The sequence below is a fragment of the Bradyrhizobium sp. OK095 genome, from assembly GCF_900109945.1.
In the GTDB taxonomy this organism is placed as follows: domain Bacteria; phylum Pseudomonadota; class Alphaproteobacteria; order Rhizobiales; family Xanthobacteraceae; genus Bradyrhizobium.
In genome coordinates this window covers 44981-71507 of sequence record NZ_FOBX01000016.1, presented here as the reverse complement: position 1 = coordinate 71507, position 26527 = coordinate 44981, and the positions used below count along the sequence as shown (strand labels likewise).

At 61.4% G+C, this 26527-nt stretch carries 19 protein-coding genes and 1 tRNA gene; 7 read left to right on the top strand and 13 right to left on the bottom strand.

From position 1 onward, the window contains the following. Positions 1-333: 333 nt before the first annotated feature. From BMW89_RS31935 to BMW89_RS31910, 6 genes are all read left to right on the top strand, one after another. Positions 334-409, top strand: a tRNA-Ile gene (locus tag BMW89_RS31935). 315 nt (positions 410-724) lie between these two features. Continuing rightward, complete coding sequence (locus BMW89_RS31930; protein WP_092033969.1) at positions 725-2374, top strand: amidohydrolase; 1650 nt, start codon at positions 725-727, stop codon at positions 2372-2374. Positions 2375-2729: 355 nt separating this feature from the next. Then, the gene (gene eruA / locus BMW89_RS31925; RefSeq protein ID WP_092033964.1) at positions 2730-7007 is read left to right on the top strand and encodes an NACHT domain-containing antiphage protein EruA; all 4278 of its coding nucleotides are present in this window, start codon (positions 2730-2732) and stop codon (positions 7005-7007) included. Positions 7008-7627: 620 nt separating this feature from the next. Next, the gene (locus tag BMW89_RS31920; RefSeq protein ID WP_177196470.1) at positions 7628-8671 is read left to right on the top strand and encodes an FkbM family methyltransferase; all 1044 of its coding nucleotides are present in this window, start codon (positions 7628-7630) and stop codon (positions 8669-8671) included. Positions 8672-8754: 83 nt separating this feature from the next. Further along, the gene (locus BMW89_RS31915; RefSeq protein ID WP_143062866.1) at positions 8755-9051 is read left to right on the top strand and encodes a DnaJ-like cysteine-rich domain-containing protein; all 297 of its coding nucleotides are present in this window, start codon (positions 8755-8757) and stop codon (positions 9049-9051) included. 270 nt (positions 9052-9321) lie between these two features. Then, a complete protein-coding gene (locus BMW89_RS31910; RefSeq protein ID WP_177196469.1) occupies positions 9322-12351 on the top strand; it encodes a tetratricopeptide repeat protein in 3030 nt (1009 codons plus the stop codon). On the opposite strand, the gene BMW89_RS31905 is transcribed toward BMW89_RS31910, so the two are convergent. The 6 genes from BMW89_RS31905 to BMW89_RS31880 form a co-directional block, all read right to left on the bottom strand. Beyond that, complete coding sequence (locus BMW89_RS31905; RefSeq protein WP_092033949.1) at positions 12348-13145, bottom strand: adenylate/guanylate cyclase domain-containing protein; 798 nt, start codon at positions 13143-13145, stop codon at positions 12348-12350. The two genes, BMW89_RS31910 and BMW89_RS31905, sit on opposite strands and share 4 nt — an antisense overlap. A gap of 103 nt (positions 13146-13248) precedes the next feature. Further along, positions 13249-14442: an aminotransferase class V-fold PLP-dependent enzyme gene (locus BMW89_RS31900; protein ID WP_092033945.1), complete on the bottom strand. Its 1194-nt coding sequence runs from the start codon at positions 14440-14442 to the stop codon at positions 13249-13251. Next, entirely contained in the window at positions 14442-14879 is a 438-nt protein-coding gene (locus BMW89_RS31895) for a RidA family protein (protein WP_092033942.1), read from the bottom strand. The genes BMW89_RS31900 and BMW89_RS31895 overlap by 1 nt, the downstream gene beginning before the upstream one ends. An 85-nt stretch (positions 14880-14964) precedes the next feature. Then, positions 14965-15624, bottom strand: a complete 660-nt coding sequence (locus tag BMW89_RS31890; RefSeq protein ID WP_092033937.1) for an amino acid ABC transporter permease — start codon at positions 15622-15624, stop codon at positions 14965-14967. A gap of 2 nt (positions 15625-15626) precedes the next feature. Continuing rightward, complete coding sequence (locus BMW89_RS31885) at positions 15627-16343, bottom strand: amino acid ABC transporter permease (protein ID WP_092033934.1); 717 nt, start codon at positions 16341-16343, stop codon at positions 15627-15629. A gap of 62 nt (positions 16344-16405) precedes the next feature. Continuing rightward, positions 16406-17311 (bottom strand): amino acid ABC transporter substrate-binding protein, encoded by a 906-nt coding sequence (locus BMW89_RS31880; RefSeq protein WP_092033931.1) that lies wholly within the window; start codon positions 17309-17311, stop codon positions 16406-16408. A gap of 161 nt (positions 17312-17472) precedes the next feature. Between BMW89_RS31880 and BMW89_RS31875 the strand changes: the two genes are divergently transcribed. Continuing rightward, entirely contained in the window at positions 17473-18447 is a 975-nt protein-coding gene (locus BMW89_RS31875; RefSeq protein WP_092033927.1) for a LysR family transcriptional regulator, read from the top strand. A 40-nt stretch (positions 18448-18487) separates the two neighbouring features. Here BMW89_RS31875 and BMW89_RS31870 read toward each other — a convergent pair whose 3' ends face one another. The 7 genes from BMW89_RS31870 to BMW89_RS31840 all read right to left on the bottom strand — a co-directional run bounded on the left by BMW89_RS31870 (position 18488) and on the right by BMW89_RS31840 (position 26385). Further along, on the bottom strand, positions 18488-19693 hold the full coding sequence (locus tag BMW89_RS31870; protein WP_092033924.1) for an adenylate/guanylate cyclase domain-containing protein: 1206 nt from the start codon (positions 19691-19693) through the stop codon (positions 18488-18490). A gap of 112 nt (positions 19694-19805) precedes the next feature. Next, a complete protein-coding gene (locus tag BMW89_RS31865; protein WP_092033921.1) occupies positions 19806-20390 on the bottom strand; it encodes a HutD/Ves family protein in 585 nt (194 codons plus the stop codon). 58 nt (positions 20391-20448) lie between these two features. Further along, on the bottom strand, positions 20449-20970 hold the full coding sequence (locus tag BMW89_RS31860) for a hypothetical protein (RefSeq protein ID WP_092033917.1): 522 nt from the start codon (positions 20968-20970) through the stop codon (positions 20449-20451). A gap of 256 nt (positions 20971-21226) precedes the next feature. Then, positions 21227-22381 (bottom strand): ABC transporter substrate-binding protein, encoded by a 1155-nt coding sequence (locus BMW89_RS31855; RefSeq protein WP_092033913.1) that lies wholly within the window; start codon positions 22379-22381, stop codon positions 21227-21229. A gap of 27 nt (positions 22382-22408) precedes the next feature. Beyond that, positions 22409-23254, bottom strand: a complete 846-nt coding sequence (locus BMW89_RS31850) for an amidohydrolase family protein (protein WP_092033910.1) — start codon at positions 23252-23254, stop codon at positions 22409-22411. 23 nt (positions 23255-23277) lie between these two features. Next, the gene (locus BMW89_RS31845) at positions 23278-24120 is read right to left on the bottom strand and encodes a shikimate dehydrogenase (protein WP_092033906.1); all 843 of its coding nucleotides are present in this window, start codon (positions 24118-24120) and stop codon (positions 23278-23280) included. A 168-nt stretch (positions 24121-24288) separates the two neighbouring features. Continuing rightward, the gene (locus BMW89_RS31840) at positions 24289-26385 is read right to left on the bottom strand and encodes an adenylate/guanylate cyclase domain-containing protein (RefSeq protein ID WP_092033902.1); all 2097 of its coding nucleotides are present in this window, start codon (positions 26383-26385) and stop codon (positions 24289-24291) included. Positions 26386-26527: the final 142 nt, after the last annotated feature.

Below are 26527 nucleotides of genomic sequence, written 5' to 3'. Positions count from 1 at the left end.
CGGCGCGCTTGCAGCTCGCCGGCAACGGGGGTCGGAGAGGTCGCGAAGTCTCTCCGGCAAAATTCGAAAACAACCCCATGCACAGTAGACGAGGCCAGCGATTTCAAGGAGTTAAGGAGGGGCCGGCCATGGCCGGCAAAAATCCGTTGACCCGTCGGGCAAAACAGGGGCATGATGCGATTATTCCGAAATCTCCAAGCATCCGTCACGGGCGTGGGTCGCACGCACCCTTGCGTTCCTCGCGGCTCAGCGAGCATTGCACCCCCGCCTCCATCCCTGTAAACGAACCGCGCACCGTTGCCGGCCGCGCATAGCAGCGGCCGTCTCGCGGCGGGGCCTGTAGCTCAATGGTTAGAGCCGGCCGCTCATAACGGTCTGGTTGCAGGTTCGAGTCCTGCCGGGCCCACCAGCCTTCGCTCGCTTCGCGAGCTTCGGCTCGGCAAGCCAGCGCCACACATCAAAAGCGAAGCGGGCGAAGGCTGCCGCGCCGAAGCCCAAGGGGCGAAGGCGGGCTGAAAATCAATTCCTCGGGCCTTGGCCAAATTTTCCGGTGGACCGGCTGATTTTGTTGGAGCCAGACATGATCAGGACCACCACACTCCCCTCTGCGACACGCGACGTCCGCGAGGGCATCCAGCGCCGGATGTGTGGCGTCGCCCTGCCTCTCCACTCCTGCCTCTCCACTCCTGCCTCTCCACTCCTGCCTCTCATTTCGGGACCGAACATGCGCAAGCATCTCGCGATTTTGGTGATCTCGTGCTGGGCCACTTTGGCTTACGCACAAAAGGCCGACCTCGTTGTCACGAACGCAAAGATCGTGACGCTGGATCCCGCATCGACGATCGCGCAGGCTCTCGCGGTCCGCGAAGGCAAGATCGTTGCAGTCGGCGGCAACGATGCCATGGAGGGCCTGACCGGGTCTGCGACGCGCCGTGTCGACGCAGGTGGTCGCACCATCATTCCGGGATTGATCGATTCCCATATTCACGCCGTGCGCGCCGGCCTCACCTACGCGACTGAGGTCAACTGGATCGGCGCAAAGACGATCCCTGAGGCCATGGAACGCTTGCGCCAGGCGGCAAAAGCGCGCCCGGCGTCCTGGATCATCGTGGCCGGTGGCTGGAGCGACTTGCAATTTGCGGAGAAGCGGCGGCCAACGCTCGCCGAGGTGATGTCGGCGGTTCCCGACAATCCCGCTTACATCCAGCTGTTCTATGCGGCGGTGCTGATGACGCCGAAAGCGCAGCTGGCCCTCGGGATATCAGCGGATCAGTTGCCGGCCGGCATGACGGCCGAACGCGCCGCATCGGGCGAAACCACGGGCTGGTTCAACGGCTCCATTGTCAGCATCTCCGCGCTGTTCGATCGCCTGCCGAGGCCGAATTTCGAGGAGAATGTCGCCGGGACCCGGCAGTTCTTCACCGAGCTCAATCGTCTCGGCATTACCGGGATCGTGGACCCCGGCGGCTTCAGCATCTATCCCAGCCACTACGCCGCCTTGCAAAAGCTCTGGCGCGAGAAATCACTGACGGTGCGCGTGGCCTACAGCCTGTTCGCCCAGAATGTCGGCGCGGAATTCGAGGAGTACAAGAACCTCACGCCGTTCCTGCCGATGGGATTCGGCGACGACATGCTGCGCTTCAACGGCATCGGCGAGCGGATCACAGGCGCCATGTACAACAACAACGCGCCCGACGCGGCCGCCAGGGACAAGTTCCTCGAGATCATTCGCTGGGCGGCCAAACAAGGGCTGACGGTCACCATCCACTGGCAGGAAGACAAATCCGTCCATCACCTCCTCGACCTCTATGAAGAGGTCAACAAGGAGACGCCGATCGCGCCGCTGCGCTGGTCCATCGCCCATCTCGACAACACCTCGCCCGGAACGCTGGCACGGATGAAGGCCCTCGGTATCGGCTGGACCATGCAGGACGCCATGTATCTCGGAGGCGACCGTATCGTGGCGCAGGCCGGCGAAGCCACGCGCAGCATGCCGCCCATCGTCACGGCGTTGCGCACCGGCGTCCATGTCGGGGCCGGAACGGATGCGCATCGGGTCGCATCCTACAATCCGTTCGTGGCGCTGCAATGGATGCTCGACGGCAAGACGGTCGGCGGGCACGCGACGCGCGGCCCGGACGAAACACCCAGCCGCGAAGATGCCTTGCGGCTGTATACTTTGGGAAGCGCCTGGTTCTGCTTCGACGAGACGCGGCGCGGCACGCTAGAGGCCGGCAAGCTCGCCGACTTCGCGATTCTCGATCGGGATTTCATGTCCGTCCCCGTCGAGCAAATCGGCGCCACGGCGTCTCTGCTGACGCTCGTGGGCGGGAAGGTAGTGTATGCGGCGGATGTTTTCGCGAACGTAAAATAGGAGCTGGAGGGCCGAGGTGTTGCTCCCACGGGTCTCGGCTTGTTGTTCGTTGCAGCGACATTTCGGATTACCGAAATAACGCACCGAGCGCCAGGGTTCGAAAACCCATTAATTGAGTGCACTGTCACCGTAAATGGCTCGCTCAAGAAGAAACCGAAGAAGGGGTTCGATGCCTAAAGTAAGACTTCACTGAACTTTGGCGGGGTGCAGAGGCCGGAAACGCGACCTGGGAAGGATGGGCGGCTACGGAGTTGGACCCGCACTGCTCAGAGCTCATTGATCAGTCCGTTGAACGAATCGCGCCTTGCGAGCATAATATCTAGCTGGCTGCTTTTCTTTTTCTTATAGCTTCTCCATGCTGGAATTCTACATTCAAAGAAAGCTGCACCGCGGAGACAAGCTCGCTATGGACAGCGAGTTGGTCGGACAGAGCGGGATATTTGTCGTTCTTGCCGAGCCCGGCGCTGGAAAGTCGGACTTACTCGACTTTCTAAGCAAGAGCTATGAGGTTCCCCGTCAGCCCGCGAGTCAGTTTGTTCACGAAGCTCCCGCTACGAAGAGCGTGCTTGTGATCGATGCGCTCGACGAAGTGGCGCGGATCGGCGAGGAGAAGATTAACGAGATCATTGTAAAGGCGCGCGCGTCGACGGCGACAACTGTGATTCTTGCAAGCCGTTCATATGTTTGGGATCAAGCGCGCTCGACTGCGGTTCGCGATTGTTTCGGCGTCGAGCCAACCATTTTGCGTCTCGAACCATTCGATCACGACGAACAACAACAGTTGTTCGCAGACTATCTACCTTCCGAAGACTTCGAGGCGTTCCGAGCCGAGGCGACCCGTTTCGAGCTCACGCCCATCCTAGGAAATCCTCAATTTCTCAAGCTGTTCGCCGACGCTTACGTGCAGGGCGGGCGGCACTTTTCGTCAAAGAAGCAGATTTACGCTGATGCGGCGCGCAGGCTTGCCAGCGAACGAACGAACGCTCCGGGAGCGACAGCGCGTCCGGAGATCGACACCATCGTTGCCGCAGCCAGCGAACTCTTCGCCAAACTGCTTCTTTCTGGCGCTTTGGGCGTTTCAGCTAACGAAGAAATAGAGGGCTACGTCTATCCCTATCTCCGTGGCATCGCGTCGAACGCCGAAATCGCCGACTTTGCTCTGAACACGCGCCTCTTTAAACCGACCGACACGGTCAATCGGCATGATCCCGTCCATCGGATCGTCGCCGAGTATTGTGCGGCCGATTACCTGATCAAGCGCATCGAAGACCCGACGAATACTTTTTCTTTAAGGCGGTGCCTTGCGGTTGTCGCCCCGAATTCCACGGTACGCAACGAGCTACGGGGCCTGCTGGGATGGATGGCGTCGCTGGGCAACCGCAATACGCAGGAGACAATTGTCAAGCTTGACCCATATGCAGTGTTTGCTAACGGCGATGCATCGCAGCTCCACGCATCGGTCAAACCGTTGCTGCTCAATGAATTAAAGTCGCTAGCTGAAAACGATCCATTTTTCCGGCGCATGGATTCGTGGAGGAAGTTTAATGTCGCGGGGTTCTTCACGGCGGATATGATTGCGCATGTCCGCCCTCTCCTTTCTGGAGCCAATTCCAGGACGCACTTGCGCGGGTTGATACTCGAACTCCTTTACGACACAGAAGCAGGTAAAGGCCTTGAGCCGGAGTTTCGGACCCTCCTTCTGGACTCTCAGGCCGAAGAGCATGACCGGGACCAGGCCTATCAAAACATTGCAGCGATTTCGAAAAGTGGCCTGATCAACGACTTCAACGCGCTGGTTGCGGAGGCGACGCGGGACTCGCTTGATATTGCATCGACGATTCTCCGAGACGAAGGGATAGCGCGTATTGGGCAACCTCACGCCCTCGTATTCGTCAGAGCACTTGCGATGCTCTATCCCGAAAGCGGAATACGCGAACGCGGGTTAGGGTCGAGATATTTCATTCGTAAGGTCATATCGAGCTTCAGCCTTAATGACACGCGATACCTTCTTGATGGAGTCACAAGCAACCTCGCGTGCACATGCGGCAAAACCAAACCACATCGTTGCACTTGCCGCCGAGGAATTAGCAAGATTGCCGGCTACCTTCTTGACAATTACTTCGAGCTTATGGTCGGCCCTCACGATGCATGTCAAATCAGGCGGTGGACCGAACGCCTCGTGTTTGAAAATCATAAGAGCGGTGACCAAAGCAGGTCTGTCGAAGCTATGTCGCAGAACGCCGGTCTTCGCCGGGCGATCCAGATCTCAATGATAGGCGGATTATCCGACCCGGACCAAATCATCGAAACTCGGGTCCATTTTTTCATGAATTCAACCCATTCCGGATTGGCCTTTCGTGAAGGCGATTACGACGCGCTTGTGGACCATGCGCTTGCCATCGGAAATCACGTGCTTTGGCAGCATCTGATAGTCTCTCACAGTCCTTACGATACTTCAGCAAGAGGCCCCAGTCCAACCAGAGCTCGCATGAAAGCTCAGGCTCGTACGTCATCCGAACTGTTGCGTATCTGGACCAAGGTCAATCGAGCTAGTCGCGAGCTGTTTCAAAGAGATTATGTCAGATTTGGTCACTCGCGCAGACATTACAAACGTATGGAGGTTGAGCGCAGAGCTGGCCTGCTCGCCAATTTTGAGGCTAACCGTGTCCTGATCGTAGCGGGACGACACTGGGGCTGGTTGATCGCTTTGGCCCAACGCTATCTTCACGGCGCACACGAAGATGATCTGGTTATCAAGGACGAAAAGCTCATCGAAACCGCCCTTCTCAACTGCTTTAGCTTCATTACTCCTGAGATTCCCTCAATAGCAGTTATAGCAGAGCGGGGCAGCACCAACGTTTCAATGGTCCTTGAAGCGGCCTGCCTTGCGACCTTTCGTAAGACTGGAACGCTAGCAGGCATTTCCCTTGATATGCTTCGTGCCGTAAAGGCTAGTGGCATCGGGGGATCAGCATACCAGGAAGGCGAAGCTGAACGCTTCGAACGAACCATAGACGGCCTGATCTTCTCATCCGACGCGGACAAGATCGAGTTCATAACTCGCCTTATCGAGCCGCAGCTGATTCGCCCGGGAGATGCCGCAACCAACGTCTACATGCTCGATCACCATGAAACCTTCGCGAACGTGAAAGGCGCGCTCGCTATTGATTGGCTCGCACGGTATCCGGCTATGCCCTGGCATTCGCGGGAGACGCTATTCGGCATCGCCGCAACTCACGCGGACAGAGCTCAGCTCAATGCGTTGATTGAGACGCGCTGCAACGACCCAATAGACCCCTCCGATGTTGGTATAAAGCGCCGGAAGTTCTGGCTGCTTCGCCATTTCTTTTTCATACTGCTCACTTCCGATGCAAAATGGGCAGAGTTCAGCACCGATCCGAAATCAATACTTGAGATCGAGCACTATTCGGGCCGGCTTGGCCGACATGACTCACAGGGATGGCCGCAACTCAACGCCGAACAGGTTTATCGTGTTCTCGACGGGTTCGTTGCAGCATGGCCAAAGTTGCCCTTGCCAAACAGTTGGGGCAGTGGCGACCCGCCGGGAGAAATCGCTTACAGATTCCTGACCGATGTAGTTTTCACCATCGGAAGAGACGATCCTTCAAACTCTATCCCAGTGTTCGATCGGATTTTGTCAGACACCAGGTTTTCTAACTTTTGGAATTCGGTTAAAAGCCAACGCGCGGAAGCAGTCAGGCAGCAAGCACTATCGGATTTTCGCGCTCCAACGCCCACCGACATTTCGCACCTTCTCGACGACAGCAAAATTGCGTCAGTAGAGGATATGCGAGCCCTACTGATCGAGCTTCTTGATGAATTTCAGCTCCGGCTAAAGGGAGACGCCACAAATCCCGCCGAGGTGTTTTATTCAGGCGACAAGCGCGTAGACGAAAATAAAGCGCGAGACCGGATCGTCGATAGGCTTCAGGATTTGTTTCGTGCGCTCAACCTTGGCGTGGTTGTCGAGCACCAGATGGCCAACCAGAAGCGCTGTGATTTTACAGCCTCGGCCGTAATCGACAAATCTCAAGTCATCCTCGTGACCGAACTAAAGGGGCAATGGAACCGTGAACTCTACACCGCAGCTTCGGTTCAGCTGGCGGGCCGTTACACCATATACCCGGGAGCAGCAAATCAGGGTGTGTACCTGATCTTATGGTTCGGCGTCGATGAAAGAATCGCCGGCCGAAGAGACCCTTTGATAACTTCTCCCGCCCTGCTGCGTGAGGAAATCATTAAGAGAATGCCTGCGGAACTCGCCGGCAAGATAGATGTCTACGTCCTCGACGTATCGCGTGCGAAGACTGCCAAGAAGAAAAAAGGGGCGACGAAGACTGCCAAAACTCCCGCAAAGTCTGCAGCGACCACAAAGACCCGCACAACGGCCGCGAATAGGGTAACAGCGAAACCTTCGGCGCGCCGTGCTAAGAAGCCGATCTCCAAAGCTTTAAGTAAAACAGCGGCTAATAAGGGATCAAAGGCCGGTGTCAAGCGCGTCAAAAACGTCGCCGTTAAACTTTCAAAAACGAGCGTCAAGCGCGCAAAAAATAGTGTCGTCAAACAGTCGAAAGCCAGAAAGGTGAGCGAAACTACGAAGTCGCGTTGCTAGCTGCGCGCTTCTACTCACAACGGTCACACTTGCCTCGACGTGTTTGCCCAGCGAAAGCGGCCAAGGATCACCTAGCTCATTCCAAGGCGGTCGAGCCGAAGTGGCGCTCTTGTCGCGTCCTTCAAGCGCTGTCACTAGGCGACCGCCGCCGCAAGCTAGGTGTGTTGATCTGGGAATTCCGTTGACAGTGCACTAGATTGACCCGCTTTGCCTCAGCACGCATCATGAGGGCATCGTCCGCGAGGCTCGCGTCACCCTAATAGGGGCGGCCTCTCTCGGTTTTCTCGATGAAGCCGTGAAGGACCAGAATGGGTCTTGGACTGTTCAACCCGCGCCAGCCTCGCACCAGCATCGTACCAGAAAATCCCCCAACCGCACGCACCCGCCGCGCTCGGAGGACTCCGCACGCACAGCTGAACGCGAACTGACGGCACGGGAACGCAAATTTACGTTGACCGTGCAGTCAGCGACTCCGTTGGCCCGTTCGACGGTTCGGAATGTGGTGCACCGTTGGGTCCGCCTACCGCTGGATGAAGAGAGGCTCAGTCATTCAAATGTCGCAAGACGCTCAAATTTCGGCAGACGTTGCGATTTCATTCCTGTCTCACTTGCAGGCCAAATTGTACGAGATTGCCACGAGAGATCTCGAACAGAACCACGAGGCGGATCGCTATGGACCTGAGCCCAAGCGAGCGCTGGGCCATGATATGCAAAATTATCAGAGCAAACTCCTGTCCATGGCGCGACTGAAAAACTCAAAGTCGCTTCCGCTGGTCCTGCTGGATACCTATCAGTTGCTGCAAGACGAATATTCGAAAGACGTCCTGTTGGAGTTGTATCTTCAGCGCGTGATCGGGCATGACCTCGTCAAGATCTTTCGAAATTCTCCAAAATACTGGCAAGAGCGGAGCCTGGCACGGAGTCTGCAGACGAACCGTCTGCCTGCAAAAAAAATCAAGAATATGAACTTCGAGCTGACTCATTTCGATCTGAAGGACATTGGCTACGATCTCAATCTGTTTTCCGCTCCCATCGGAATCGACGCCACCTTCTTGAAAACGCAATACGAGTACAGCGGCGTAAAGCCGGCGATCGCGGCAAAGACCGGCGATATCGTCATCGAAGCCGGCAGCTGCTACGGTGATACGAGCCTGTATTTTGCAACGAAGGTGGGACCCACGGGCAAGGTCATCGGGTTTGAATTCATCCCGGACAATCTCGATATCTTGCGTGAGAACCTCGCACTGAACCCCAAATATTCGTCGAATATCGAGATCATCGAGAGACCGGTATGGGAGACGTCCGAAAAGATACTCTATATGATGAACAATGGTCCGGGCAGCCAGGTTTCCGAGCGTCCGCTCTTCCACGGTGCAGCCGAAATCAGAACCATCTCCATCGACGATGTGGTTCGTGACAAGAAACTGCCTCGTGTCGATTTCATCAAAATGGACATCGAGGGTGCCGAGCTATCCGCGCTCAAGGGCGCCGTGGGCACGCTCAATCGGTTCAAACCGTCATTGGCGATTTGCGTCTATCACAAGCCCAATGACTGGGTCGACATTCCCCTCTTCATCAATTCCCTGAACCTCGGCTACAAGATGTGGCTGGATCATTTTACGATCTACCCCGAAGAAACCGTGCTCTATTGCAGGACTTCTTGAGGCGAGCCGCGCCGAAGCCAACGCGCGACGGCAGCCGGCACGAGACTTATTCCGGATTGCGGCCAACATTCTCTTGAGCACGGATGGATCTGACGTCGCGAGAAAGGGCCTCGGGCATGGCATTGCCCTGGGCTGTCGCCGCACGTGCGGAGATGGTATGGAATGAAATTGGCAATGTCGTCGGCGTCCGTCTGGATATCGCCTCGTCGAGCGGAGCCTGTGCAAAGCACCTCTCACGGCAGGAGAATTTCATGACCAGCGAAAAAGGCCCGAACATCAAGAAGAAGCAGAAATGCAAGAACTGTGAAGGCAAGGGCTTGCTCAAGAAGGGCGACAAGGTGGTGAAGTGCCAGCGCTGCAAAGGCACCGGCGTGCGGTGATGCCGGGGTCGAGAACCTCGGATTTCGGTGCCGGTGCACGCAATGACTCCGCCGATTTCGGCAGGGTTCAGGGCTCGTCCTGGCGCCGCGCAAGGGCCGGGTCCGCTTTCGTCCGCTCATAGGAACCGCTCCAGCACCCGCCAGCCTCACACCAGCTTCGCACCAGAGACTGGCTCGACGGGGCTCCGCAGTCGCGCTCGTAGCCTCGCAAGCACAGCTGCACGCGAACCGGCGGCCCGAGAAGGCAAGTGCAGTGCACGTCTCCTTCTGGTGACTCAAGATATCGGCGAGCCCACTGACCTTGTCCACTTTTCTGGCCAATCCATGAACCGTCAAGAGCGCCGGGCCGCGGCAAAGCAATCCCCACCAAGCGCACCAAAACATCTGGAAGCCGCCAGGCAGGGCAAATCGCTGTTCGATCTCGGCCGCTATGCCGAGGCCCTCGACTGCTTCAACCTGTTCGAGAAGCACAATCCCGGTATCGCGCCCCTGTATCAAACGCGCGGCCTTTGCTTGCAGCGGCTCGGCCGGTTCGCGGAGGCGCAGGCCGATTTCGAGAGGTCTGTCGCGCTCAACCCGGGCGAAGCGGAGACGCACAAGAACCTCGGCACGCTTCATTCGCGATTGGGCCGGATGGAGCAGGCCTTTGCGAGCTTCGATCGCGCGCTCGCATTGCGTCCGAATTTTCCTGCAGCGCTCACCGAAAAGGCGCGGGCGCTGTGGAGCCTGCAATTGCTGGATGAGGCTTTCGCGGCCTTGCACAGATCGCTGGCGGTGGACCCAGGCAATGCGCACACGATCTGGAATCTCGCGCTGCTTCAGATGCTGACCGGGGATTTCGAGCGGGGCTTGCCGGGACGCGAGGCCCGCTGGAAAGCGTCTCTCGGCCTCGTCGATCGCGGTTTTTCGCAAGCCCTCTGGCTCGGCGACCAGCCGATCGAGGGCAAGACCATCCTGCTTCACGCCGACGAGGGATTGGGCGACTCGATCCAGTTTGCGCGCTACGCACCCATGCTGGCCGCGCTCGGAGCGCAAGTCATCCTGGAGGTGCCGACGCCGATCCAGCAGCTGTTGGGTGGCATCGCCGGCGTCGCGACTTGCACCGGCCGATCGTCGACGCCGTCGCTGGCGTTCGACCTGCACTGTCCGCTTGGAAGCCTGCCGCTGGCGTGCGGGACGCGGCTCGATACCATCCCGTTCGCGGACGCGTATCTTCCTGCGCCCCCGGCGGCGCGCGTGACGGCGTGGCAAGAACGGCTTGTCGACCGGCTTGGTCCGCGCAACCGCTTCCGCGTCGGTCTCGCCTGGTCGGGCAATCCGGATCACAACAACGATCACAATCGATCGATGACCCTGCGCACGCTTGCGCCGCTGCTCGATTGCGACGTCCAGTTCGTCTCCTTGCAGAAAGGCGCCCGGGACCAGGACCGGGCGTTTCTCGGTGAACACCCTGATATCGTCGACCTCTCGGACTATCTCACGGATTTCAGCGACACGGCTTCGCTGATGTCCTGCCTCGACCTGGTGATCTCGGTCGACACCAGCGTCGCTCACCTTGCCGGCGCGCTGGGCGCCCCGGTCTGGACGATGTTGCCTTTCAACCCGGATTGGCGCTGGCTGCTCAACCGCGACGACAGCCCGTGGTATTCGTCGATGAGGTTGTTCAGGCAACCGAAGCGAGGCGACTGGGCGAGCGTCGTGGATCGTGTTCGCCTCGAACTCGGCGGGCTGGTTTCGGCATGGCGGTCGGGAACATTGCAACACCAGAGCAAGACCCCGACCACCAAGCCACGGGATGCGGTTCTCGCGAATGACCTCGGCAATATGCTCTGGCAACGCAAACGCACGGACGAGGCTGTGCTGCATTTTCAGCGGGCGCTACAGCTGTATCCTCAATATCTGGACGCAGCGAACAGTTGCGGGAGACTGCTGTTTCATCTCGGCCGCTATGCGGAAGCCCTCGAATGCCTGGACATCGCCGAGACGTTGGACCCAGGTTCCGCGCCCCTCTATCAAATGCGCGGCGATTGCCTCATGGAGGCGAACCGGTTCGCGGAAGCGGAGGCCGACTACGAGAAGTCCATCGCGCTGGACCCCGGCCTGGCCGACGCGCACAACAAGCTCGGCGTGCTTCATGCGAAACTCGGCCGAATGGAACAGGCACTTGCGTGTTTCGACCGGACGCTTGAGCTTCGCCCCGATCTTTCCGGTACGCTTTCCAACAAGGCATTGGTATTGCTGAATCTGCAATTGCTGGATCAAGCGTCCGCGACCTTTCACAGATCGCTGACGGTCGACCCCGGCAATGCGGTGGCGACCTACAATCTGGCGACACTTCAGTTGCTGACTGGAAACTTCGAGCAAGGCTGGCTTGGGCGCGAAACGCGGTGGACACTTCCTGTCGGTTTGCTCGATCGCGGTTTTTCCCAACCCCTATGGCTTGGTGACCAGCCGATCGAAGGCAAGACCATATTGCTTCATGCTGACGAGGGATTGGGCGACGCGATTCAGTTTGCGCGCTATGCCCCCATGGTGGCCGCACTCGGAGCGCGCGTCATCCTGGAGGTCCAGCCTCCGATCCAGCGGCTCCTGGCCGGGGTGTCCGGCGTCGCAAATTGTGTCAGTCGACCGTCTGCGACGTCGCTGGCGTTCGACCTGCACTGTCCTCTTGGAACTCTGCCGTTCGCGCTCAAGACACGGCTCGATACGATCCCGGGCGCGGAGCCGTACCTTCCTGCGCCCCCGGTGGCGCGCGTGAAGGCGTGGGAGGACCGGCTTGGCGCCCGCGATCGCTTCCGCGTCGGTCTGGTCTGGTCGGGCAATGCAGCTCACAAGAATGATCACGATCGATCGATTGCGCTACGCGAGCTTGCGCCTCTGCTCGATTGCGACGTCCAGTTCGTCAGCTTGCAAAAGGACGTCCGGGATCAGGACCGGGCCTTCCTCGGCGAACATCCAGATATCGTCGATCTCTCGGACCATCTGACGGATTTCAGCGACACGGCGGCGCTGATGTCCTGTCTCGATCTGGTGATCTCGGTCGACACCAGCGTCGTTCACCTTGCCGGCGCGCTCGGCGCGCCGGTCTGGACGATGTTGCCGTTCAACCCGGACTGGCGCTGGCTGCTCAACCGCGACGACAGCCCGTGGTATCGGTCGATGCGGCTGTTCAGGCAACCGAAGCGAGGCGACTGGGCCAGCGTCGTGGAGCGCGTTCGCCGCGAGCTGCAAGGCCTGGTGCCGGCGCGGCGAAGCCACGACAAGGCGAGCGACGAACCGGTCCCTGCCCTCGCGCCCTAACCCTCCAACCGATACAGCCGCCACCGCTCCGGCACGCCCTTGAGCTGATGGCTGCCATGATCCCTGAAGCGGATCGTGGACTGTGTCTTCATCAGGTCCTTGACCGCGCTCGACACCAGAACTTCGCCGGCGCGCGCCTTGGCGGCGACGCGCGTGACGATGTGAAAGGCGAGGCCGACCATTTCGCCACCGCTGATGGTGTACTCGCCCGCGTGCAGCGCCACCCGGATCTCGAGGCCCAGCGTGCGCACGGCCTTTTGAATCGAGGTCGCGCAACTGATTCCGGCGGCCGGCAGCTTGAATGTCGCGACCACGCCGTCGCCGGTCGTGACGACTTCCTTGCCGCGTAAACTCTTCAGTTCTTTACGAACCGCGGCGTAATAATGGCCCATCACCTTGGTCCAGCGCGCATCGCCGAGTTTTGCGGCTTTGGCGGTGGAGCCGACGATATCGACGATCAGGATGGTGGCGAATGCCTGCTTGAGGCTGGCGCTGGGCTCGGCGGACGGGCGCCTGTTCGCAATCGCCCCGGTTAGCGGTTCGTAGCGATGACTGCGTCGCCGCGCGATCGCGGCCTTTGCGTAGTCCTGGGCACGCGCCGCGGTGCGGCAGCGGATCGTCTTCTCCTGCGGCAGCCGCGTCCAATGGACCTTTCGCCCGCTCCCCGCGCCCTGGACCTCCACGGCGCCCCACTTCAGGAACACCGCCGAGCCGACCCGCCTGACGCACCATGCTTTGGACGTGTATCCCGATACGTTCGACTGATGCAGGCCGATGCGAAGGAATTTGGGCATGAATGTACGGCCAATCGCTGGACCATTTTTGGCGAACCTGAGACGGAGCGTAGTTGGACGTTCGCGCGTTGGCAACAGCGTGCGCAGATCGGCCAGCTCGATCTCAAACCCGCTTCACGAGACGCCCGAGCTCTTCGGTGAATCGCCCGATATCGTCGTCCGACGAGTAGACATGAGGTGCCACACGCACAATCCTCTCGAGGCCTCGCGCTTCGAGCTCCCATCGTGCATAGTCGAGGGCCACGGACGCGATCGCGATGCCGCGCATTGCCATCTCTCCCACAATGTCATCCGCGGGCACAAACGCATGTTGGAAGGTCAGGAATGCCGCGCCGGCCTCCTCGTCCTCGAACACCGTAAGACCGGGGACACTGCGCAGGTTCGCGCCCAGACGGCGCAGCTGTTCGCTGTTGTGGGCGCGGACATTCGCAAGGCCGATACGATCCAGCTCTTGAAAAGATGCCCGCAACCCAAGACGACCGGCAGCGGAAAACTCCCACGCCTCGAAGCGTCGCGCATCCTCCCGCGACAGGAAGCTGTCATCCGGACACCATGTGCCGGCGCTCTGGTCGACGATGACCGGCTGGGCCAGACGACGCAGCGCCCGATCCGACAGCGCCATCATGGCCTGACCACGCCCACCCCTGAGCCACTTCCGGCCGGGCGCGACCATGATGTCCGCAGAGGCCCCCGGCAGCGTCAGCTCGAACTGACCGATGGCTTGCGCGCCATCGACGAAATAGAGGCAGGTATCCGGTCGTGAAAGGGCACCAAGCGCTTCGACCGGCTGGCGCATTCCAAAACTGCTGGCAACGGCCGAAGCACAGATCGCAACCGTGCGCTCATCGACCAGTGCGGCGGCTTGCTCGACGTCGATGATTCCCGCTCCGGTCATGGGCAGTCTGACCACCTCCGCTCCGACTGCTGCCGCACGCCGCAGGGCATTCAGAACATTCCCGCCCCAGTCGTTCCGTGCGATCAGGATGCGATCGCCGCGTCCGAGCGGCATCGATGCAAAAGCAAGCGCCCAGAGCCGGCTCGCCTGCTCGCCGAAGGCAAGATGGGTCGGGGCCACGCCCATCAGGCGGGCCGCCAGGATACGCGTCTCTTCAATGGCGTCGCTCGCATCGGCCGCCGCCCAGTGCACGCCGCGTCGCGCCTCGAGATCGAGGTGGGACTTGATTGCTGCGACCACGCTCGCGGGCATCAGACCGGCCCCCGCGGCGTTCAGATGCGTGAAGGCGCCTCCCCCGCCCTCTGCCGCAGGTGGATGTCGCACCGACTCCCGGGAGATCATTATCCGGCCCGGATTGCCGCGATGAGGTCGATCTCGACCGGGGCGCCGCGCGGAAGTTCGGCCACGCCGACTGACGTCCGCGCATGCCGGCCTCTGCTGCCGAGATGCGCGACCAAGACTTCCGAGGCGCCATTCATGACCTGCGACTGTTGTGCGAATCCGGGCGCGGACGCGACGTAGCCGGTGATCCGGAGAATCTGCTCGACCCGGTCGAGCCCACCGACGGCTTCCGCAAGCGCAGCGAGGCACAGTTCGGCGCAGACGGCAGCGGCACGCTGCGCCGTCGCGAGATCGACCTCAGTCCCCACCTTGCCCTTGAACAGGAGTTCATCGCCACGGCGCGGCAATTGCCCGCTGACATAGGCAACTCCGCCGTGAACGACGACCGGCACGTAGTCGCCGCCCGGCGCATTGGTCTTTGGAAGATTAGTGTTCATGGTCGTCTCTTTCAGTGATTTGGGATCTTCGACAGAAATTACTTGGCCCGCGCGGGCGTCACAACCCCGATCGCCCGGCCACGCGTCATGCGGCGGCCATCCGGCGCTGAAGCCGCTTCACGACGCGAGATGCCGAGAAGCAGATCGCGAAATAGACGAGGGCCGCAAACAGATAGAATTCGATCAAACGCGCCTCCCGATTGGCGACGATGCCAACCGACGTCATGAAGTCGTGAAGGCCGATGACATAGACCAGCGAGCTATCCTGGAACAGGGCGATGCTCTGCGTGAGCAGGATGGGCGTCATGCGGCGCAAAGCTTGCGGCAGGACCACGTAGCGATAGGCCTGCATCCGGCTCATGCCGATCGCCAGCGCTGCGGCCATCTGCCCCCGGGAGATGCCGTTGATGCCGGCGCGCATGATCTCGGAATAGTAGGCCGCCTCGAACAGAGTGAATGCGATGAGCGCGGACGTGAACGCCCCGACCGGCCGCCCGATGAACAGCGGCACCAGCAGATAGAACCAGAAGATCACCATGATCAGCGGGACAGAGCGCAAGCCGTTGACATAACCGGCCGCGACCACAGCGATCGGCCGCGACGCCGACAGGCGTACAATTGCGATCATCGTCCCGAGCAGGATGCCGCCCGCCATCGCCAGCGCCACCAGGACAAAACTGGTTTGCAATCCCTGCCAAAGAAATGGCCAGGCATGAACCACGGCGCTCCAATCGAGGTTTCGCATGGTCAGCCGCGTCCCAGCGTCCCGGGGATCGCGACCCGCCTTTCGACGACGCGCATCCCGACGATCACGCAGAGCGTCAGCATGACATAGATGATGGTCGCGGCCGTCAGGGCCTCGATCCCCTGGAACGTATTGGCCTCGATCTGGCGGCTCTGGCCAGTCAGCTCCAAAACCCCGATGGTCAATGCGAGCGAGGAATTCTTGATGATGTTGAGGGCTTCCGACGTCAATGGCGGCAGCACGTTGCGCGCAGCAAGGGGCAGGAGAATGTAGCGATAGGTCTGCGCGGTGGTGAAGCCCATGGCCGCCGCCGCCATACGCTGCCCGACGCCGATCGATTCAATGCCGGCGCGGACCTGCTCGGCAATGCGCGCAGCGGTGAAGCAGCCGAGCCCGGCGACGGAGAACCAGTATTCGGGCATCGGCAGGTCGCGCTTGACCCATAATCCGAAGCCGGCGGGTAGCAGCTCGGGCAGCACGAAGTACCAGAGGAACAATTGGAGCAGCAGAGGGATGTTGCGGAACACATCCACATAGGCCGAGGCGATGGCGCGGCAAATCCGGCTCGGCAGCGTGCTTAGCACACCAACGGCGCAGCCGATTGCGAGCGCGACGATCCATGCCGCTCCGGCAACGAGAAGTGTCCATGTCACGCCAGCGAGGAGCCACCCGAAATAAGGCTCGACGAACAGGACGTTCCAGTTCCACCGGTATTGCATCTGGCGCCGCTCGACAGGCGGACCCGATCGCAAGCGGGCCCGGTTGAGGAAAGATCGAACGTTCAGCGCGGCAGGGCCTGAACCCGGAAGGCGGCCAACAGCTCGCCCTCGATTTTCAGGCCGAGCGGGTCGAACCATTTGGCGTAGATCTTTTCGGCCTCTCCCGACCGGAAGGCGTCGGCAAAGGCCGCCCGCACCAGCAACGCGAAGTCCTGGTCGCCGCGCTGCATCATCGCGCTATAGGGGTCGTAGGTGAGCAGGCGACCGACGACCGCAAGCGAGCCTGCCGGTCTCGCCTTGGTGGCGGCGTAGACCTTGATCTGCACGCCGTCGGCGACGAACGCGTCGACACGGTCGTTCTCGACCAGGAGTGCGCCCTCGGGGAGATCTTTCACATAAACAAGCTGGACGCCGAGCGCCTTCTCGTCGTTGAGCTTGCGGACGGCAGCCTCGTTCGACGAACCCTGCAGGGCGGCAACGCGCCGACCTTTGAGGTCCTCGATTTCCTTGACTGCGGATGCTGCTTTCACGAGCAATTGCGTGCCCGTAACGTAATAGATCGGCGAGAACTCGACCTGCTCTTGACGCGTCAGAAAATTCGACGTGGTCCCACATTCGAGGTCGATTGTTCCGTTGGTCACCAGCGGGATGCGGTTGGTCACGTTGATCGACGTGAACGTCACTTTGAGATCCGGCTTGTTCAGCCGCTGCCTCACGGCATCGACCACCTTCATGCAGAGGTCGACGGAATAGCCGTCCACTTTTTGCTCATCGTTGATGTAGGAGAACGGCACCGAGGCCTCGCGATGGCCGATGTCGATCGCGCCACGCTCCAGGATGCGTTTGAGAATGACGCTGTTGCCGGGCCCTTGCTGCGCGGGGAGCGGCTCTGCGGAGGCCACCGCGACCAAGCTCGCCGTCAGCGCGATCGATGCCATTCTCATGATGCCGAATTTGCCCAGTCTCATCGGATGTCCCTTCCAGTCGCTCAGCCCGCCAGCACGCTACTTTGCGGATACCGGATATTTCCAATGCGAATGCGCGGGGATCCGATGCGGAATTTGCATCGGCTGATCGGAGAAAACCGGCTATCGTGCTCACCACGAGAGATCGCGGGAAGGCTACAATCATGCTCGATATCCGCTGGCTTGAGGATCTGGCCGCCGTCGCGGAGACCAAGAACCTGACGCGTGCCGCCGAGTTGCGGAATGTCAGCCAATCCGGGCTGAGCCGCCGGCTGCAATCGCTCGAAAACTGGGCCGGCTCGGCATTGCTCGACCGCCGCAAATCCCCCATCGAGCTGACCGATGCCGGAGCACAATTGCTGGCCACGGCAAACGACGTCATCGGACGGCTCAATGCCGTCAGGCGTGCCCTGCGCGAAGATCACGATCAGGCGGCGCGGAGCGTGCGCTTCGCCGCCCCTCACCTGCTGTCCGTGACGTTCTTTCCAAAGTGGCTGCCACAAATCCAGGCAACGATCGGATCGACGCGGTTGACGATCCTGTCCGACAACCTTCCGGGATGTTGCGACGCCTTCGACGACGGCGCTGTCGATTTCGTCGTCTGTTACATGGATCAGGCCAACCGGCTGAATGCGACCGGCGGAAAGACGCTGTCGATCTCGACCTGCCAGTGGCTGACCATTGGGCGAGAGAAGCTCGTGCCGTTGTCGGCGGTCGGCAACGACAACCAGCCCCTGCATGATCTGGCGCCGGGGCCGCGGCGGTCGATTTCGTATCTCGGTTACAGCAGCGAATGCTCACTCGGCTGGGCCATCGACCAGAAGCTCGCCGATGCGACAGACCTGCCCCAGCTCAATCGCATCTACGAAAACTCGCTGGCCGATGGGCTGCGATCGATGGCCTTGTCCGGGCTCGGCGTTGCGTGGCTGCCACTGACCACGACCCATCAGGACATCCTCCGCGGCCGTCTCGTCCGCACCGGCTTGCCTGACCTGGATGTCGATCTCGACATCCGGATCTATCGACCGCAGCGGCGTCTCAGCCGGCGGGCGGAAGACCTTTGGTCACATCTTGTCACAACCCGCTCGGTCGTCGAACTCCCGGAGCTTGCTGCAGCGGTTCACAGGGGACGGGCCTGAAGCATGGTCCGGAAAAGCGCGCTGCGGTTTTCCAAAAAGATCAAGTCTTGGCGCCCGATTGAAACGCGAACAGCTCGATCGGGTCGCTGAAGCCGCGCACCTCGTATTTGCCGACGTGCTCCAGCTCGAACTTCGGCGCGACCTGCTCCGCAAAGTCGCGCGACAGCAGCACCGGCCGGCGGACCTGCTTGGTGAGCGCCTCGAGGCGGGAGGCCATGTTGACGGCGGGGCCGATCACCGTGAAGTCAAGCCGGCTCGATGACCCGATATTGCCGTACATGACGTCACCGACATGCACGCCGATGCCGTAATTCAGCGGCGCGCGGCCCGTGCCGTTGTTTCGCGCGTTCAGCCCAGCCATCGCCTCGCGTGCTTCGGTCACGGCATGCAGCAGGTTCACGCAGGCATCGGGCTGGCTGAGCGGGAAGATCGCGAGCAGCCCGTCGCCGATGAACTTCAGGATCTCGCCGCCGTGGCGCGCGATCGGCTCGGACATCGCGTCGAAATAGTCGTTGAGGAGATCGATGACGTCGTCGCGCGGCCAATTGTCGGAGATTTTTGTGAAATCGCGCAGGTCGCAGATCATGATCGCGGCGCGCACCGTCGTGCCGGTGCCGCGCCTGGTGGCGCCGGCCAGGATCAGCTCGCCGGCATGGGCGCCGACATAGGTCTCCAACAGGGTTCGCGCCAGGCGGTTCTTGACGCGGATTTCGCTGACCAGCGCCAGCACCGGCAACACGTTCTTCAGGGCGGTGATGTGCGAATCGTCGAAACCGCCGGGCCGGTCGGTCGCGAAGGTGACGAGATGACGCTTGCCGAGCGTGTGGTAGAGCGGCCATGCGACATAGTCGGTAAGGCCCTTCGCGCGCATCTCGTCGTAGAGCGCGTGCTGGCGACCGAGCGACGGATCGCGTTCGAGATTCTCGCGCACCTCGGCGGCACCGTCCTGCATCTCGTTGGCAGCACTGCCGATATACTCGGAGCGCTCCCTCACGTCGAAATCGACCCGCGAGATTTCCGCCTCGCGCATGCCGTCGGACCACATGATACGGGCGCCCAACCATTGCGGGTGCTGGATCACGATGTGAAGCGTCGACCGCTTGAGCGGAATGCCCGCCTGCTGGAGGCGGTTGCACATCTCGGCAAAAATGTTGTCGATGAAGCGCTCGTCGCGCGTGCCGTTGGTCAGCCAGTGGACGACGCCGTCGGACAGCGTGGCAGGGGGATTTTTGTCGGGCGTGGTCATGATCTGTTCTGGGCGGTGGTCTGCATCAGGCCAGATATCGTGCTCCGGCTCCGCCGCGTCAACCTGGCCAGTTGCATGGATTGTACGATCGCCCGACCGGGACCATGGCCGCTCAACCAATGAGCAGAATCGATCCCAACACGGCCAGCCCCGAAACCAATGCCAGTCCGGATGCCCCGGTCAGCTCGACCTTCAGCGTGCAGCCGTCCGGGATGACAAAATCCTCGCCATTGAGACGAATGCTGCAATCGCCGGAAACCGCATAAACGAGATGCGTGCCGGCCGGCAATGGCCGATCGCCGGACTCCCTGAGCGCGATCAGCTCGATCTCCGCAGCACCGCGCCGGGCCATCAGGTTCACGACTTCGACCGGACCTGCCTCGAGCACGGTCACGATCTCGTGCTCGCCGGTGAAGCGCACGGTCGTGAACGGCTCGCGCTCGTCGAACTCCTGCCCCGGCGCTCTCAGCACTAGCCCGCGTCCAGCGATGACCATCTGGAGGCGATCGATGCCGGACATGTAGGAGAAAGGACCGGGCGCAACGATCGGCGTGGAGGCGAAGCGCCAGAGCAGGCTGTCCCAATCCTTCGCTGGCGCGCCTGCGCGATGGGCGTCCGCGATATCGGTGAAGATGCCGCCGCCGTTCTTCCAGGGCGAGCGGGTGTAGTCTTCGGATTTGAGCAGCGTGGTTTTCATCTGTTACGAGCGTCCGGTAAAGCGTGTGGCCAGGATCACCCGCACATCATTACTCGTCTCACGCCTTGGCGTCGAGGTTCAGCCTGCTGCTCAGCTCGTTGACCAGCGAGTCCACGAACTGGTTCTGATAGGCCGAGATACCGTTGAAATAGACGGGGCCGCCGGCCTGCACCAGCATGCCGCCACCGGATACTTCGGCATCCTTCGCGCCGCCGTCGGATTTGCTATCGAGCTGGCCCATGGCGTCGTTGAGCTGGGCTGCGGCCTTGTCGTCCATCTCGCCGTTGGCCTGGAGCGTGCCGAGCAGCGCCTGATACGCACTGCCGAGATCGGCTCCCGTCCCCGTCTCGGCCGTCGCGGCGAACGTGCCATTGGTCTTGCCGTCATAGCTCTTGTAGGTCAGCGTATCCGTCGTGCTGCCGTCGCTGTTGGCCTTGCTGTCGAGCATCAGCTCGAACGCGCTGCCATAGGCGCCCGTCGTCAGCATGTTCGGATCGTTCGGATTCTTGTTCTTGCCCGCACCCGTCTTGTCGGAGCCCGCGGTCCAGTTCGGCGGGACGGTGTAGCTGACTCTGGTCACGGCTTCATTCCTGTGGTCATTGCGTTGAAATATTCAGCAATTTATGTGCCACGAAAGTGTCGTTGATTTTCATCGGCTTTCTCGTGCGGAGCCAGCCGGTGTCCTCTCAACGTCGCGCGACGCTGCAAAAATTGCCCGGCAGATTGATCCCATCGCATGATGGGGCGAGGCTTGCGCGCTCGTAGCCCGCATGAGCGGAGCGACATGCGGGACTGCCCCGGATATCGCTTCGCTCATCCGGGCTACAAGTCCACCGTCATTCCCCCTTGCCGCCCTTCAGCTTCGGCAGAGTCTCAACGATCTTCTGCTTGCCGTCCACGATCTCGGCGAGGAAACTGGCGCGGTCGATGTCGCCGTTCTGGTCCCAGCTTGCTTCCATCAGCATGCCGGGCGCCTTGTCGGGCGAGAGCGTCAGGCCCTTCATCGCCGCGCCAAAGGCGTTGCTGTCGAACTTGCCGATTTTCTCGGTGACGTATTTGACGAGATAGACGGCGGTGTAGCCCTTGATGCCGTTGTGGTCGGGCCGGTACTTGAAGCGTGCGCTGAATTTTGTCGTAAACGCCTCGATCGCGGGCACCGGTGCATCGGCGGACAGGCCGACATGACCACGCACGCCGTTGGCGGCGGGGCCGGCGAGCTCGACCACTTTCTGGCTGAGCAGCGTGGTCTCGCCGAACAGCGGCGTCGACAGGCCCTGACGCTTTGCCTCGATCAGGAAGCGGGCGCTCTCCTCCTCGTTGGTGTAGACGAACACGGCATCGGCCTTGGCGCCCTTCAGCTTGATGACGTCGGAGCCGAAATCGACCTGGCCTTGTTCGGTAGAAATGTCGGACGCGACCTCGATGTTGCGCGTCTTCATCTCCTTGACAAAATTGTCGTGGCCGCCCTTGCCGAAATCATTGTTGACCCAGAGAACCGCAACCGACTTCACCTTCAGCTTGTCGTGCAGATAGTTGGCGATCTTCGGCATCGAGAATTGCTGGCCGAAGGCGGTGCGGAACACGAATGGGTTTCCCTGCGTCGTGATGTCGGCCGCCTCGGCGCCGACGATCTGCGGGATCTCGGCTTGTTGCGTCAGCGCCATGTTGACCTTGACCGAACCGGAATAGATCGGCCCGAGCACGACATAGGGCTCCTTGTCCAAAACCTTCTGCACCTGCGCGCGCGAGATGCCGGGATTGCTCTGGGTGTCCAGATGCTCGGTCTGGATTTTTCGTCCAAGTATGCCGCCCGCAGCGTTGATCTCGTCGACTGCAAGCACGACGCCGTCGCGCCAGTTGGTGCCGGAGACGGCGCCGGGGCCGGACAGCTCGATCACGTCGGGGATGTAGACCGTGCTCTGCGCGCTGGCTGCACCTGATAACAGCGATGCCACGACGGCGATGCCGATCGCCCCTGCAAGATGCCTCATGATGTCCTCCTCCCCTTTGCTCTGTTTTTATGATTGATCTGTCGTATCGTCGAAGCCCAGCAGCCGCGCCGGCGTTCGCCACAAGAGGCGATGCTGATCGCTCGCGTCCGGAAACAGCTTTGTCAACACCGCGAGCAACGGCCCGTAGTCGAGCCGTTCGGGTGCACGCAAAAACGGATAGTCCGAGCCCCAGACGCAACGATCGAGCGTGAAGGCGTCGACCAGCGCTGCGATGAACGGCCAGGTGTCTTCGTATGGGTGCGGTTGCTGCGAGAATTTGTAATAGCCGGACAGCTTGATATGCGCGTCGCGCTCGCGGCCGATCGCGAGCAGGGCCTGAAAGGCTTTTCCTTGCAATCCCTGCACGACCGAGGGGCGCCCGCAATGGTCGAACACCAGGCGCACATCTGATTTTTCAATGAGCGGCAGCAGATCGAGCAACTGATCCTGCTCGACCTGGATCTGGAGGAACAGGCCGAGGCTTGTCAGCTTCTCCAGCAGCGGCGCTGTCTGGAGATAATAGCCGGCGCCGTGGAACGGCACGTTGAAGGCGACGCCGATCACGCCCGCCGCCTTCAGGCGTTCGAGCTCCTTGACATCGACGTCGTTTTCGACGACGGCCACGCCCCTGAAGCGGCCACCGCCTTGCCTCAGCGTATCGAGCAGGATGCGGCTGTCGCTGCCATAGCCGGTGTTGGTAGCGACGACGAGCGCGTGCCTGATATCAAAGGCGTCGAACACGCGGATGAGCTGCGCCGCCGGCGCGATCTCCTGCCCGCTCGGTCGGTAGGGGGTATCGTGCGCGTAAGGAAAGCGGACGGGATCGATCGCGTGGATGTGGCAGTCGATCCTGGGAGACGCCGGCATTGTCATGGCGCAAAGCTCCCCGACCTGGTTCAGAATGTTGCCTCGATGGCCTTGATCAGCTCGGGCGTGACGTCGGGCATCACGCCGAACCAGGCCTTGAAGGCAAGCCGGGCCTGATTAAGCAGCAGGCCGAGCCCGTTGACCGTCACGCAGCCGCGCGCGCGGGCTTCTGCCAGGAACGGCGTCTCCAGCGGCGTGTAGATGAGATCGGCGGTCAGCGTTGCGGGCTTCAGGCGCGACAGGTCGATCTCGAGCGCGCTCTTGCCGACCATGCCGCGATCGGTGCAATTGACGAGCAGCGCGACATCGGCGAGCGCCGTAGCGCGATCGTCCCACGCGACGGTGCTGATGGCGGAGCCGAATTCCCTGGCGATCGCCTGCGCCTTCTCCGCCGTGCGATTGGCGATGCGGATCTCGCGCGCGCCGTTTTCGAGCAGCGCCACCACAACCGCACGCGAGGCGCCGCCCGCCCCCAGCAGCAGGATCGGCCCGGCATCGCCGCGCCAGTCGGCCTTGGCGTCGCGCAGGCTCTGCACAAAACCGTTGCCGTCGTTGTTGAAGCCGGAGAGCGTACCGTCCGCTTCGACCACGATGGTGTTGACGGCACCGATGCGTTTTGCGGTTTCGTTGACGCGATCGAGCAACGGCATCGCCGTCTGCTTGTGCGGCATGGTGACATTGCAGCCGCGGAAGCCGAGCGCGATCAGCCCGTCGAGCGCGTCCTCGAGCCGCTCCGGCTTCACCGCCAGCGGCACATAGCTGCCGCGGATGCCGTGCGCCTTCAGCCAATAATTGTGGATGATTGGCGATCGCGAATGCGCAACCGGCATGCCGATGATGCCCGCCAAACCAAAACCGTCCGCCTGCGACATGCTGCGCTTTCCATCCCTGACCACGCCCTTCGGCGCGCGACCATTTTATTTGGTCGTTTGTACAAGCTAGTTAGAGGGAATGGCTAGCGGGTGCAACGTGAATTTCGTGGTCGCGAAGCAGCCAGACCACTGCCCCGAAGCAGCCCGACACGGCATTTCCCGACCTCGCTATTTCGACGTCAATGCCGCCACCGGTCGCCAGCTGGCATCGGGCGCGGCCGCAATGTGCTGCCGACAGCGGTCGCGCATCAGTTCGGCCGGACGATCGTGGCCGCGCTGCTTCAACACGGCCTCGAAATCGGCGAGCGCGGCGGCAAACCGCCGCGCGCGATAGCTGGCAAGGCCGCGCTCGTAATCCGCGATCCAGCCGAACGTCTCGCCGTCGATGGCCCCTTCGTTCCCGATCCCGACCAGTTCGTGGACGCAAAGCCCCTCCTCCCGTCCGTAAACCGCGATGCTGTCGATCTCACGTGCGATGATTGCACCGCGCGCCAGACGTTCGGTGGTCTCGCCGATCAGGATCTGCGTGCCATAGGATTTGTTGGCGCCTTCGAGCCGGCTGGCGACGTTCACGGCATCGCCGATCACGGTGTAGTTCAACCGCAGCTCCGAGCCGATATTGCCGACCAGCATGCGGCCCGAATTGATTCCGATCCGGATCTGGAGCGGCTGACCGAGATCATCAGCCAGGCCGGACTGTTCTATCGCCCCGCGGCAGCCGAGCGCCGCACGGCAGCATCGCGCGGCGTGATCCTCTTGCGGCTGCGGCGCCCCCCAGAACGCCATCACGGCGTCGCCGATGAATTTGTCGATGGTCCCGCCATTGGCGACAATGATCTCCGACGTGATGTCGAGATAGCGCGACAGCAGCGGCACCACGCGATCGCCCAGCCGTTCGGACAGCCCGGTGAAGCCGGCGATGTCGATGAACATCACGCTGAGCTCCTGGATGCTGCCGCCGGGCTTCGCCTCGACGCCTTGACGCAGCAACGCACGGACCAGATCGGCCGGGATGAATTTTCGGAATGCAGACAGTCCGGACGCCATCTCGGCGATCGCGCCCGAGAGGCTGGCGATTTCCTTCACGCGCGACGGATGCCGGCGGACCCGCTCCAGCGCAAAGGTTTCCACATGGCGGATCTCGCCGACGACGCGCGACAGCGGCGCGGCAATGACGAAACGCGCCAGCATCGCCGACGCCAGTGCCGCGAGCACGGCGCCGACGGCAAGTCCGAGGATCAGCCGTCGCAGCGTCGTCTCGACCGGGCCGAGAAATTCGGCCTCGGGAATCACGGTTGCGAGTGACCAGCCGGGAAACGGCAGCGGCGTCAGCGCGACCTCGTAAGCCGCGCCGCCGGACGTGAGCCGGCTTCGCCAGGCCTCTTTGCGGCCGGCCTCACCCGCCTTTTCGAGCGCCACGCGCGCGAGCGGCAGCAGTGTCGTATCGCCGTGCGCCAGATGAAGCTCGTCGGCATCCTTGTCGGGTGCTGCGATGAGCTCGCCGCTGCCATCGACAATGAAGGCGGTTCCGGTGCGCCCAACCTCGAGCTGCGACAAGAAGCGCGCAAGCCTTGTATATTCGATGACGACGGCGAGAACGCCTTGCCGCTCCTGATAGACGTCGATCGGGCCCGCAAAGGCAATCGACGGCCGCTCGCCGGTCGGATGGTCCATCACCCTGAACCATTGCGGGTCGTCCGCGGTGAGCCCGGCCTTGAACCAGGCCTGATCGGCGACATGGAATCCGGTCGGCTCGAAGCGGCGATTGGCGAATTCGATATCGCCGGGCACCACGTCATATTCATCGACACGGCGCTGGCCCGGATGATCGGTCAGCGAGATCTCCATCATTTCCAGGCGGCGATCGCCGAGCTTGTGCGCCGCGAAAAAGGAGCCGTCGGGCCAGCCGAAGGCGACCCAGGAAATCGTCGCCTGCGACTGTAGTTGCGACAGGAACACGAACTCGCGCTTGTCGGCTTCGCGGGTATCGAGCACGTTCTGCAAAAACAAGGTGCGGATCGCGGTGTGCGCGGCGCGTGCCTCGTCGACGATGGCCGCGACTTCTTTCCGGACCGCCGCCACGATCTGCTCGTTGATGGTGGACGCGAGCTGCCGGCTGGTCGCCTCCGCGGTACGCCACCACAACAGGCTGGAGAGGGCTGCCGTCAGCAGGATCGCAGCCAGGACCAGCGCTGAAACAGCGAGGCGAATGCTGACCGTCAGCCTTGAGATCGCACGAAGGTGCCGCCCGGGATCAACGTTCATCGTAGTTTCCGTGCTCCGGCAAAGCCGCGACTGGCCACATCTCCTGGTACTGCTCTACGTGTCGCGCTTGCGTTCGTTACCTGTCGCAAGCGCCATGCGCCGCCGCCAATGCTCTGCCGCTAACGTCTCGATAGCACCTGGG

Bases quoted from the DNA above. Each gene is read 5' to 3' on its own strand.
- BMW89_RS31930 (WP_092033969.1), top strand. From the start codon at position 725: ATGCGCAAGCATCTCGCGATTTTGGTGATCTCGTGCTGGGCCACTTTG.
- eruA (WP_092033964.1), top strand. From the start codon at position 2,730: ATGCTGGAATTCTACATTCAAAGAAAGCTGCACCGCGGAGACAAGCTC.
- BMW89_RS31915 (WP_143062866.1), top strand. From the start codon at position 8,755: ATGGATCTGACGTCGCGAGAAAGGGCCTCGGGCATGGCATTGCCCTGG.
- BMW89_RS31905 (WP_092033949.1), bottom strand. From the start codon at position 13,145: ATGCCCAAATTCCTTCGCATCGGCCTGCATCAGTCGAACGTATCGGGA.
- BMW89_RS31900 (WP_092033945.1), bottom strand. From the start codon at position 14,442: ATGATCTCCCGGGAGTCGGTGCGACATCCACCTGCGGCAGAGGGCGGG.
- BMW89_RS31895 (WP_092033942.1), bottom strand. From the start codon at position 14,879: ATGAACACTAATCTTCCAAAGACCAATGCGCCGGGCGGCGACTACGTG.
- BMW89_RS31890 (WP_092033937.1), bottom strand. From the start codon at position 15,624: ATGCGAAACCTCGATTGGAGCGCCGTGGTTCATGCCTGGCCATTTCTT.
- BMW89_RS31885 (WP_092033934.1), bottom strand. From the start codon at position 16,343: ATGCAATACCGGTGGAACTGGAACGTCCTGTTCGTCGAGCCTTATTTC.
- BMW89_RS31880 (WP_092033931.1), bottom strand. From the start codon at position 17,311: ATGAGACTGGGCAAATTCGGCATCATGAGAATGGCATCGATCGCGCTG.
- BMW89_RS31875 (WP_092033927.1), top strand. From the start codon at position 17,473: ATGCTCGATATCCGCTGGCTTGAGGATCTGGCCGCCGTCGCGGAGACC.
- BMW89_RS31870 (WP_092033924.1), bottom strand. From the start codon at position 19,693: ATGACCACGCCCGACAAAAATCCCCCTGCCACGCTGTCCGACGGCGTC.
- BMW89_RS31865 (WP_092033921.1), bottom strand. From the start codon at position 20,390: ATGAAAACCACGCTGCTCAAATCCGAAGACTACACCCGCTCGCCCTGG.
- BMW89_RS31855 (WP_092033913.1), bottom strand. From the start codon at position 22,381: ATGAGGCATCTTGCAGGGGCGATCGGCATCGCCGTCGTGGCATCGCTG.
- BMW89_RS31850 (WP_092033910.1), bottom strand. From the start codon at position 23,254: ATGACAATGCCGGCGTCTCCCAGGATCGACTGCCACATCCACGCGATC.
- BMW89_RS31845 (WP_092033906.1), bottom strand. From the start codon at position 24,120: ATGTCGCAGGCGGACGGTTTTGGTTTGGCGGGCATCATCGGCATGCCG.
- BMW89_RS31840 (WP_092033902.1), bottom strand. From the start codon at position 26,385: ATGAACGTTGATCCCGGGCGGCACCTTCGTGCGATCTCAAGGCTGACG.